Raw genomic sequence first — 10,768 nt, forward strand, 5'->3', positions numbered from 1 at the left:
TCGCCTTACGGTGGAGCTGTGCGTAGATGTGATCAAGAGACAGGCGAAGTCGGCCCAGTCGGCGGCATAGGCGCGCCTCGTGTTGTCGGCCAGCGCCCGGCCGGCGTAGCGCGCCGCCTCCGCCACCGCCTCGCCAACCGGACCGGTGAGCAGGTGACGGACCTCCTCGGGCAGTTCCGTGCCGGCCAGTCGGCTGACCCGTACCGGCAGCGGTGCACCTGAACCTTCTCCGTCATCCTGACGGGCCTTCGGCGCAGCACCGCTGCCATCTGCCCTATGGATGCTCATGCCCCGCTCGCTCCTTGCAGTTCCTGCTTTGCGATGGGGCGGTGGGCCCCTATCCTGGTACCCATGGCGACCGTGACCCTTACCCCCGAGCAGGAACGCTTCGCGGCTGAGGCCGTGGCACAGGGACAATTCCGTGATCTGGACGAGGTGATCCGGGCAGGTCTCGATCTGCTGCGCCAGGCCGAGGCCGAACGGGCTGCCTTCATCGCCTCGTTGGAAGCGGCCCAGGCCGAAAGCGAGCGGGACGGCTTCCTCGATGCCGGAGAGGTCCATCTTGAGCTCAACGCGATGATCGAGGAGATGGTGCGGGCGCGCCGGTGAGGGCGTCCGCTGTCCTCACCCGTCAGGCCCGACACGACCTGAGGGCAGCCATCCAGTACATCGGCACCGAGGATCTTGCCGCCGCCCGGGCCCTGAACGATGCCGTCCTGCAGGCAGCCAGGCGTCTCGGCCACAATCCAGCCCTGGGTGCACGCCGGCCGGCCCTGGCGGATGAACGCTTCCGCTTCTGGTCGCTGCCACGTTTCTCCTATCTGCTGGTCTACACGGACAGGGTCAGCCCACCACGGATCCTGCGGGTGCTGCACACCGCCCGCGACCTGCCGCGTTTCCTGAACGCTCGGCAGCCCTAGCGGTACGGGCCGGCTGGCCAAACAGACCGAAAAGGGCGGAACTTCGCCGTTTGGCCTCTCGTTCGCCCGTTGGCTTCGCCGCATCCGCCCATCCGACATTGCACTCCCCCGCCACACTCTGGACGTCGCGGGCAACCTGCGCCCCTATCGAAATTAGGGCAACTGCCAGTTCCTCAATCATTAGGCACGATAATGGCTACTTATCGTGCGCAAAGAGCAAAGAAATGCCGCAAAAACAAAGCGCTAATCAGCCTCACCCGGCCCATGCTGGCATCTTCTGCTGCGCAACAGGCCTCCGGAGGCGCATGGGGAAACGAATGCCCACGGCAAAGCCAGTAGGCCCCCCTCGAGACTGTTCAGCAGCATCGGGCCACGAAGCTTCTGTCAGGATTCAAATCCCGAGCCCGATTCAAATTTGAATCTTCTCCCGCAGGCGGTCAGTGGGCTAAAGAGCGTTCCTGATTTGTTCGAAATGGGAGCGCTGAATGCCCCGCATCGCGCGCGAGGAGCATCGCAAGATCCGCGAGAGGATCGAGGTCGGTGGCGAGAAGGTCGCCACCGTGGCAGCCAGCTATGGCTGCACTTCAGCCAATATCTACGCCATCCTGGCCAGGTTGCGGCAAGCCGGCGCGGTTACGGATGCAGTTGGCCCAGGCATGGCGACCCTTGCAGGACGGACACCGCCCGCAGCACCTCCTGCCGAGCCAGCACCGAAACCTCCCCTGATCCAGCCCGAACCGAAAGCCGTCAAGGAACTGCCGGGTATCCAGCTGTCCGACGAGCCCCCACCAAGCGCAGCGGCGATCAGACAGGCTCCGTCCCCGCGTGGCCACGGCCCCTCCCCTGCCCCGAAAGTTGCGCGCGCAGGCTTTGCCCTGATGATGCGCACCAGCGACGGTGAGGAAGCGGTGAACCCTTTCCGTTCGCTCGAGGATCTGCTCTCCGCCGCCAAGCCGCTCTTACGCGAGGCAGCGCGCAGTCCGGACCCCATCTGGTTCTCCATCCAGACCGTCAATCTCGAGGATCTGGAACAGGCTTTCTGAAGGCACCGGAACCCCTGGCCTCAGGAGACGATCCCAGGCTGCCTCAGACCGATGATCACGGCGCCCTCAAGGCCAGGCCCTGTCCGTCGGACAGCCGCGATAGCGGCACCCGGCGTGAGCTGCAATACAGCCGGGGCTGACGCGCCAGCCTACACGCCTCCCTCTACATGGCGGTCCCCATAGCCTTGCGCTTCAATCCTGCCCTGCGCAGCACCTACTATCAGCATGCCGTGCAGCAAGCTGGACGACTCCAGGCCGAACTCTCTGCACGCCCAGCAGACGAGTCGGGGCCGAGTTATGCCCGAACTTTCTACACGCATCAGACCTAGCCATCTCCGAACTTTCCTCACGCGCGTGCGAGGCACGAATCGAGAGCAAGCCGAACCCTTGCCACAGTATCCCGAACCTTCGCCACGGCGCCCTGGAAAGACAAGACAATAAAAACAAATGCTTAATTCAGTTATCCAGAGAACTTTCGGCACCAAACTATTTCAAAGAAGAAGATTTTTTCCCATGGTTTTCCGTGCAGAAAGTTCGGGCGGAACGAAAATGCGCTCCGAGGAAGAATGTGCACAAAGTTCGGCCTTCCATCCTTGCCCCGATCCGATCAAGGGTCAGCGGCATGGAGGTAGCTGATGGCTCGGAGGCGACAGCAGGAAGATCTGTTCAACGACATCGCCATCGATGGCGAGAAGGTGAACCCGTCTGCCACCGTACATGACCTCCTCGTCGCAAAAGGTCGCCGCGGAGCAGCGGCCTACGCCTCCCGCACTGAACGGGAGCCAGGACGTCGAGCCCCTATCGATGTCCTGGCTGGACCACGAGGCGGGCGAATCATCGCGGTAGCCGCAGATGCCGCCGAGGCAGCTGCGGTGCTCGATCCCACCACTTCAGAACTCGCCGCTGGGCATGTGTATAGCGGCTGGTGCATGCTCGGTCTGCCATATCGCAAGCCAAAGGGTGACAAGGAGAACCTTTGGCGGATCTCGACAGACTATGCCGATATCACGGTGGAGGCAGGTTCAAGGAAGCTCGACGACGGTTCGACGGCTTGGACCGGTGTTCCATATGGCGCCTACGCACGGATGGTATTGATCGCACTCCAATCAGAAGCACTGGAGTGTAACAGCCCATTCGTGGAGCTCGGAAATACTGCTTACGACGTCCTTCGTCGGCTCGGCTTGCCTGACGGTGGGAAGGTAGCGGATCTAACTCTTGAGCAGCTTGAGAAAATCGTCCGTTGTAAGGTCAGCTTCCGGATCGGCACAGACTCTAAGGGCTTGGAAATCAACGAGCGCTTGGTTGAGGCTTTCGAATACGACACGGGCGGCGGCAGGACTTTTATCCGACGCCTGAAGCTGTCGAAGGCTTTCTTTGAATCACTGAAGCGCCACCCGGTTCCAATCGACCGAAACGCGGCGACTCGCATCCGCAACTCGCCCATGGCACTCGATGTCTATCTATGGTTGGCCTACCGACTACCTGCCCTAGAGGAAGATACGAAGATCTCCTGGACGGCCCTGTGGCGACAGTTCGGCGCCGGAATCGCCACGATGCGGTTTTTCAAGCGGCCCTTTGCGGAGAATCTGGAGCTTGCTAGGTCCATCTACCCAACCGCCCAATTCCAGCTCACCGAGAACGGCATTACCCTTCGCCCATCGCCCCCTCCCCGCCGCGTCAAGGCTCTCCCTGTCGCCTGAGAGTGTAAAGAGTTCGGTAGCGGGAAGGCATGGGAGAAGGACGTGCAAAGAGTTCGGTCCAGCGCAAACCTCGGGGCACAGTCCAAATGGACTGGCCACTGAGGATCAACCTTTGCTAACGATCATGGCGTTCCCACCCTAAGCGACCGAACCGAAGCCACACCCACCTTTTTCCTACGCGCACCAAGGCGTACAGTGGAGCGCCCCCCATTTCGACCGGACAGGTGACGTAGCTTGAGGGCCTAGGCTTCTGGACGACCGGCACGGCGGACATGGCCCGCGGCCAACCCGCGTAGAAGCCGAGATGCGTGACGACCTCCGAGAGCTGCGCCTCGGTCAGTCCGGCGTGCAGCGCGCGGTTGACGTGGAAGGGCATCTGCTCGGTCTGGCCGGTGGCAATCAGAGCCGCGACGGTCACCAAGCTCCGGTCCCGGGGCGCCAAGCCAGGGCGTCGCCACAGGTCATTGAACAGCACCCGGTTCGTGAGGTCCGCCAGCGGCGGCGCGACGACGCCGACGGATGCCTGCACCGCGGCGCGGCGCCTCGCTTCCGCAGCCTCGTCCAGCGGAAGCTGCTCCGTGGCGGCAGCGGGGACGCGGACGCCCCGCTGATCAAAAACGGTTTTCGTCTCATGGACGACCGAGATCGCAACGGGCCAGCCCGCGTAGAAAGCAAGGTGGGCGACCAGTTCAGAAATCTCGCCGGGCGTGACCCTGTTATCGAGTGCCCGGCCAAGATGCCCCCGCAGCTGAGCGGCGCGGCCGTTCGCAATCAGTGCGGATACCGTGACGAGGCGTAAGCGTCAGCCGAGCACCGCTGACCCATCCTGTGGCCTGAAGTTCCAGGGCAGGAGGTCGTCGAGGCGGGCGATGAGGTGTCCGCTTGCGAGGCGGGCGAGGGTCGCCGCGATGTAGGCCTCCGGGTCGAGGCCGTTGAGCTTGGCGGTCTCGGCGACGGTGTAGATGACGGCGGCCCGGTCGCCGCCGGTGTCGGAGCCCACGAACAGGTAGTTCTTGTGGGTGACCGCGATGCCGCGCAACAGGCGCTCGGCGAGGTTGTTGTCGATCGCCAGCCGTCCGTCATCGAGATAGCGGGTCAGCGCGTCCCAGCGGCCCAACGCGTATTGCAGGGCCTTGCCGAGGGCGGACTTGCCCGAGAGGCGGCGGCGCTCGGCTTCCATCTCGGCGCGGAGCTCCTCCAGCAACGGGCGTGACCGCTCGTGACGCGCGGTGTGGCGACCCTCGGCGCTCTTGCCGTTGATGTCGCGCTCGACGTCGTAGAGTGCGCCGATGCGGGCGAGCAGCCGCTCGGCGATGGGCGACTTCGTGCCCTCCCACACCTCGAACAGCTTGCGCCTGGCGTGCGCCCGGCACGCGACGTGACTGATCCGCTGCGGCCCGCCCGCGTCCGCCCGGGTCAGCGAGTTGTATCCCGCATAGGCATCAGCCTGGAGCCAGCCAGAGAACCCGGCAAGATGTTCACGCGGTCGCTCGCCCTTGCGGTCTGGCCTTGCCCCACTTTCACGGACACTGTTACGCGGCTGATGCCGCTGTTTGGAATGTCGCTGCCTTCTGCTCGGGGGTGAGATAGCCGAGCGCCGAATGCAGGCGGCGTCGATTGTAGAAGCCCTCCAGATACTGGAACACGTCGGCCCTGGCCTCGTCGCGAGTGAGGTAGTCGCGCTGCTCGACGAGTTCGCCCTTCAGGGTGGCATAGAAGCTCTCCATCGGCGCGTTGTCCCAGCAGTTCCCCTTGCGGCTCATCGAGCAGAGCATGCCGTGCTCGGCGAGCCGGCGGCGATAGCCATGGGCGGCATATTGCACGCCGCGATCCGCATGGTGCAGGAGGCCAGGGGCGGGCCGTCGGCAGGCGATCGCCATGTCGAGTGCGGCCAGGGCGAGTTCGTGGCCGAGGTGGTCCGCCATGGCCCAGCCGACCACGCGGCGCGTGCACAGGTCCAGCACCACGGCCAAGTACAGCCAGCCCTCGGCGGTCCACAGATAGGTCAGATCGGCCAGCCAGACCCGGTCGGGCGCGGCGGCCGTGAAGTCGCGATCGAGCAGGTTGGGGACGACCGGGAAGGCATGCCGGCTGTCGGTGGTGCACCGGAACCGGCGACCACGCCGTGCCGACAGCCCCATGCCGCGCATCAGCCGCGCCACCCGCTTGCGGCCAACCCGCCGTCCTTGGGCGCGCAGCGCGGCATGCACGCGCGGGCTGCCGTAGCGGCCACGGCTGTCGGCGTGCGTGGCCCGGATCTCGGCTGCGAGGACCCGGTCGGCCGCCGCCTGCCTGCTCTCCGGCCGGCGAGCCCAGTCGTAGTAGCCGCTGCGGCTCACGCCCAGCACCTCGCACAGGATGGCAACCGGAAAGACGGCGACGTGATCGCGAATGAAGCCATAGCTCACCTCCGGTCCGTCGCCTGGCCGAAGATGAGCGCCGCTCGCTTTAAGATGTCGCGCTCCATGCGCAACCGCTCGACCTCGCGCCGCAGCCGCCCGATCTCGGCCGCCTGCTCGGCCGGGCTCGGGCCGACGCGACGCGCCGGCGCCGCCGGTGGTGTCGGAACCGCCAGCGCCGGCGCGCCGCTCCCCACCGCCGTGCCCGTCGGCGCCCAGCGCAGCCAGCTGCGCACCAGCCGGTCCGGTAGGCCCAACTCGGCCGCCACCTGCGATACCGACCGCCCACCGCGGACCGCTGCCACCGCCTCCAGCTTGAACGCCTCCGGAAAGAACCGGCGCTTTCCGCTACCCTCTGCCATCCGTACCTCCAGGCCCTTCAGCCTATCAGAGGTGTCCGTCACAGCGGGACAGGGCCACACCTCCGTCTCGTGGTCCAGCACAGCGCGAAGCCGTGCGACCAACCCGGCACTGCGAAGGCGGGTGATCACCACACGCTCCAGGTCGGAGAACGTGAACGCCGGATCACCCCAGCAGGGGTGGCCGGTGATCGCCTCCAGGAAGCGTAGCCGGTCGGCCGTGCTGGTGAAGAACTCCGCCCAGAACCCATGCTGGTCGTAGTGCGCGATCATCCCGAAATGCTGCATCAGCACGCGGTAGAATCGCTGGGTGAAGCGCTTCTGCGGGAATCCCTCGGCAATGAAGGCCAGTAGCTGGTTGCCGAAGTCAGCCTTGGCCTGGGCGGTGTCGAAGCGGGTGGCGACGAACTGCTCCGGCCGCAGCAGCGGCCGTTGAAAGGTGGCCAGCGGTGGCTTGCCGGCGCGCGTGGCTCGGTCCATGGCGGCACTCCGTGGTGTGGTGGGGCGACCGGAAAGGGGAGCACCCGGCGGGGATCAGGCGGCCTGTTCGGCAGCCGGGTCCGCGTCGCGGTTGTCGTTGGCCGTGAGGTCGGCTTCGAGCGCCTTCAGTTCGGCGGCCTTGGCCTCCAGCTCGTCCTGCAACCCGAAGGTCTCGCCCACCCGGCGCTCGTAGCCGGGCAGCCTCGCCTCGGCCTCGGTGAGCGACCGCCGCTCCTCGGTCAGTTCCACCTCGAACCGGTCAAGCGCGTATTCCAGGCGGGAGATCAGCCCGAGCGGCGTGAGGTCGCCGTCGAGCCGGACCGGCTGCTCCATCCCGGTGCGTTCGATCCACACCTCCAGGTCGTAGCTCTCGCCCCCGAACCGGCTCCTGCCCTCCATCTTCACCTCGAAGCCGCCCAGGGTGCCAAGAGTCCACTGCCCAACCTGGCGCGCCCGCTCGGTGAGCCGGATGCGGCTGAGCAGGGAGCCGCCAGCCGTCTTGCGGTCCTCGAACATCTTCTCCCCTGCGGTGAACCGGAAGGCCTCGCCCCGGGTCGAGACCCGTGCCGCAATGTCCTGCTCGATCTGCCCGATCCGGGTCACGGCGCGGGCGATCGTGCTGCGGGCAGCGTTGATCTGCCGGCGGATCGCATGCTGGTCGTCGAAGTGCGCTGCCCGCAGCCGCTCCAGCCGCGCCAGTTCGGCTTCCAGCCCGGCCTTCTGCATCAGGCGCTGGTCGCCCGAGGCGAGCGCCTTGGCCATGGCGAACTGGCTGGCGGTGTCGGCCACATCCTCCAGCCGGCGGATCGAGCGGTCCCCGCCGAGCGCGGCCTCGATGAACCGCGCCTTGCGCTCCAGCAGCTGCCAGTTGGTGGCGTCCACGCTGCCGAGCGTGGCGTAGGCGTAGATGTCGATCGCCTCGTGCTGGTTGCCCTGTCGCTCGATCCGGCCTTCCCGCTGCTCGATGTCCGAGGGCAGCCACGGCACATCCAGGTGGTGCAGGGCAGCGAGGCTCTGCTGCGCGTTCACCCCCGTGCCCATGGTCTGCGTCGAGCCGAGCAGGATGCGGACCCGCCCGTTGTTCACGTCGTTGAACAGGCCCTGCTTGGCCGCCGACTTCTTGTAGTGCTGCATGAAAGCGATCTCGGACGCCGGCACGCCGAGCCGGATCAGCTCCGACCTGATCCACTCATAGGCCGAGAAGCCCCGCGTGGCCGCGGCGTTCTCCGTGCCCAGGTCCGAGAACACCATCTGCGCCGCACCCGGGATCGGGTAGGTCTCCCCCGTCAGCGGATTGCGGTAGGTGTTCTCCCGCGTCTCCTCCCAGACCCGGTGGACGTTGCGCACCAGGTTGTTCAGCTTGGTGCCGGGCTCGTTGTCGCAGCCCGGTAGCACGAACCGCAGGTCGATCGCGGCGTGCCGCCCGTCGGTGATGACGGAGAGCAGGATGTCGTCGCCCTTGTTCGGCTTGCCCTTGCGCTCCTTGATCGCGTCGATCCGCTTCGCCAGGACGCGCTGATACGCCTTGAAGTCGGCGCTGGCGGGCGAGGTCAGGATCTGCCGCTTGCCGGTGCGAACCTCCGGCAGCTTGGCGTAGCCGCGCAGATCCGTCTTGCTCACCACGTCCGCGACCGAGCGGAACATGGCGATCAGGTCCGCCACATTGACGAAGTTGGCGAAGCGCGTCACCGGCTGGTAGTTGCCGGACGGCTGCAGCTCCAACTCTGTCACCGTGTCGCCGAAGGTCGAGGCCCAGGCATCGAACTCGTGCAAGCCGCGCTCGGCCAGAGCGTCCGGCTGCATGAAGCGCTGCAGGCTGAACATCTCGCCCATGGTGTTGGTGATCGGCGTGCCCGAGGCCAGGATCAGGTTCCGCGCCGGCTGGGTCTGGGCGATAAAGCGCGACTTCGCGTAGAGGTCCCAGGCGCGCTGTGAGCCATCCGGGCTGATGCCCTTCAGGCTGGCCATGTTGGTGGCGAAGCTGAGCTTGCGGAACTCCTGCGCCTCGTCCACCACCAGCTGGTCGACGCCGATCTCGCCGATGGTCAGCATGTCGTCCTTGCGGGTGGCGAGCGCCTCCAGCTTGGCCTCCATGCGCTCCTTCAGCCGCTCCAGCCGCTTGCGGGTGATGCGGTCGTCGCTGTCCACACGCTCCAGCAGGTCGACGTAGCTCTGGATCTGCGCGTCGATCAGCCCCTTCTCGAACTGCGCCGGGGCCGGGATGAACTTGAACGCCGAGTGGGTGATGATGATGCAGTCCCAGGTGCCCGTGGCGGCGCGCGCCAGGAAGCGCTGCCGCTTCTCCTTGGCGAAGTTGGTCTCGTCGGCGACCAGGATCTGGGCGTTCGGGTAGAGCAGCAGGAACTCCCGGCTCGCCTGCGCCAGGCAGTGCCCCGGCACCACCATCATGGCCTTGGTTACCAGGCCGAGCCGGCGCTGCTCCATGATCGCGGCCGCCATGGAGAAGGTCTTGCCCGCGCCGACCGCGTGGGCGATGTAGGTGGAACCGGTGCTGATGACGCGCCAGATCACCCGCTTCTGGTGGCCGCGCATCTGGATCACGCCGGATGCGCCCGGCAGCTGCAGGTGGCCCCCGTCGAAGGTGCGCGGCACGAGGTTGTTGAAGCGGTCGTTGTAGATGCGGGAAAGCCGGTCGGCCCGGTCCGCGTCCTGCCAGACCCAGCGCTCGAAGGCGGTCTTGATCTTGGCCAGCTTCTCCTTGGCCGCCTCCGTCTCAGCCGGATTCAGCTCCCGGCGCTCCTTCCCGTCCTCGATCCAGGTGTCGAAGATCTGCGGGATGACGGCGTTCAGTGCGTCGTCCAACAGGTGCCCGGCGTGGCGGCGCTCCGTGCCCCACTCGGAGGTGGCGGCGGCGAGCCCTGCGAAGGCATGAATGTTGAACGACCAGGAGGCGATCTCGACGGTGTGCCGGATCTGCACCGTCACCCCCATCTGCTCGGCGACGAACGCCTCCACCACGTCGGCCGGCATCCACGGCGCCCCGAGCCGGGCGGTGATGTCGCTAGGCTTCAGGTCCTCTGGCTGCACGGCGCGCAGCGCCGGCACGTTGCGGCCATAGCGGGGATCGGTGACGGCGACCGCCTCGGCGGCGGCCAGCTTCGTGCGGACCGGGCCGGACAGGTAGGCATCCGCCGTTTCCCACACCTCCATGGCCTCCGTGGTCAGGGCCGGGTTGAGGAACACTGCGTCGCCCAATTCGGCCAGCACCTCGGCACGCGGGCGGCCGAGCAGCTCGGCGATGCGGTCGAGGTCGACATGGCCGACCTCGTGCAGCGTCACCGCGAGCGCGTCGGCCGCCGAGCTGATGACCGGTTCCACGGGCGGATGGATCACCCGCTGGGTGAAGATCGGGCCCTGCCTGGCGGTGTCGGTATCCTCGTCGTAGTCTTCGATCGAGGCCACCAGCCAGCAATCCGGGTCGTCCAGGAAGGGTGCCAGGTTCGGCCGGCGCACGGTTTCGCTCACTTCACCCGTTTCGTCGTCCGTGCGGGTGGTGATGCGGGCCTGGTTGATGGGGCCGAACTGCCGCACGAACCCCTGATAGGCGGCCCGCAAGCGCAGCTGGGCCTGCCCCCAGGGCTCGTTGGCCTCCTGCGCCCGCAGCACGCTCCGCACGGCGTCGCGGATCGGGATCAGCCCGCGGATGATGCGGGCGTGCTTGGCGAAGATGCCTTCCTTGCAGCTCGCCGACTTCACCGGCACCGGGACGGGCTGGCCGTCCACCACCTGCATGAGGTCCAGCCCGAGCAGGACGTAGCTGCCCTCCTTGATGGTCGCGCCCTCAGCGGCGGTGCCCACCACGATGCGCGCCGCCTTGGGCCTCGGCGCGGCCGCCGACTCACTGAC

The 10,768-nt window shown here is 66.6% G+C and carries 9 protein-coding genes; 4 read left to right on the forward strand and 5 right to left on the reverse strand.

Annotation, left to right across the window (positions count from 1 at the left end):
- A partial coding sequence (locus tag ROTAS13_RS26300; protein WP_216348645.1) for a hypothetical protein occupies positions 1-288 on the reverse strand: 288 nt, incomplete at its 3' end.
- A gap of 63 nt (positions 289-351) precedes the next feature.
- Here ROTAS13_RS26300 and ROTAS13_RS12695 point away from each other — a divergent pair.
- The 4 genes from ROTAS13_RS12695 (at position 352) to ROTAS13_RS12705 (ending at position 3,663) form a co-directional block, all read left to right on the forward strand.
- Positions 352-609 (forward strand): type II toxin-antitoxin system ParD family antitoxin, encoded by a 258-nt coding sequence (locus ROTAS13_RS12695; protein WP_075822529.1) that lies wholly within the window; start codon positions 352-354, stop codon positions 607-609.
- Positions 606-920, forward strand: a complete 315-nt coding sequence (locus ROTAS13_RS12700) for a type II toxin-antitoxin system RelE/ParE family toxin (protein ID WP_075822530.1) — start codon at positions 606-608, stop codon at positions 918-920. The genes ROTAS13_RS12695 and ROTAS13_RS12700 overlap by 4 nt, the downstream gene beginning before the upstream one ends.
- 485 nt (positions 921-1,405) lie before the next feature.
- Positions 1,406-1,963, forward strand: coding sequence for a hypothetical protein (locus ROTAS13_RS26305; protein WP_139323346.1), 558 nt, complete (start codon positions 1,406-1,408; stop codon positions 1,961-1,963).
- A 635-nt stretch (positions 1,964-2,598) separates the two neighbouring features.
- On the forward strand, positions 2,599-3,663 hold the full coding sequence (locus ROTAS13_RS12705; protein WP_075822531.1) for a replication protein RepA: 1,065 nt from the start codon (positions 2,599-2,601) through the stop codon (positions 3,661-3,663).
- A gap of 115 nt (positions 3,664-3,778) precedes the next feature.
- Here ROTAS13_RS12705 and ROTAS13_RS25745 read toward each other — a convergent pair whose 3' ends face one another.
- From ROTAS13_RS25745 to ROTAS13_RS12735, 4 genes are all read right to left on the reverse strand, one after another.
- Positions 3,779-4,438, reverse strand: a complete 660-nt coding sequence (locus ROTAS13_RS25745) for a carboxymuconolactone decarboxylase family protein (protein WP_083755516.1) — start codon at positions 4,436-4,438, stop codon at positions 3,779-3,781.
- Between the two features lie 27 nt (positions 4,439-4,465).
- Entirely contained in the window at positions 4,466-5,299 is an 834-nt protein-coding gene (gene tnpC / locus ROTAS13_RS26310) for an IS66 family transposase (RefSeq protein WP_139323347.1), read from the reverse strand.
- Positions 5,196-6,424 (reverse strand): IS3 family transposase gene (locus tag ROTAS13_RS12725; RefSeq protein ID WP_253187672.1). Its coding sequence is split into 2 segments (ribosomal slippage): positions 5,196-6,109 and positions 6,109-6,424, totalling 1,230 coding nucleotides; the frame shifts between segments, so codons are not numbered across the junction. The genes tnpC and ROTAS13_RS12725 overlap by 104 nt, the downstream gene beginning before the upstream one ends.
- A gap of 531 nt (positions 6,425-6,955) precedes the next feature.
- Positions 6,956-10,768 (reverse strand): helicase-related protein (locus ROTAS13_RS12735; RefSeq protein WP_139323348.1); only part of this gene is annotated, 3,813 nt, incomplete at its 5' end.

It is taken from the genome of Roseomonas sp. TAS13 (genome assembly GCF_001950415.1).
GTDB classification, from domain to species: domain Bacteria; phylum Pseudomonadota; class Alphaproteobacteria; order Acetobacterales; family Acetobacteraceae; genus Roseomonas; species Roseomonas mucosa.

Coding starts and splice junctions, on each gene's coding strand:
- ROTAS13_RS12695 (WP_075822529.1), top strand. CDS start 352: ATGGCGACCGTGACCCTTACCCCCGAGCAGGAACGCTTCGCGGCTGAG.
- ROTAS13_RS26305 (WP_139323346.1), top strand. CDS start 1,406: ATGCCCCGCATCGCGCGCGAGGAGCATCGCAAGATCCGCGAGAGGATC.
- ROTAS13_RS12705 (WP_075822531.1), top strand. CDS start 2,599: ATGGCTCGGAGGCGACAGCAGGAAGATCTGTTCAACGACATCGCCATC.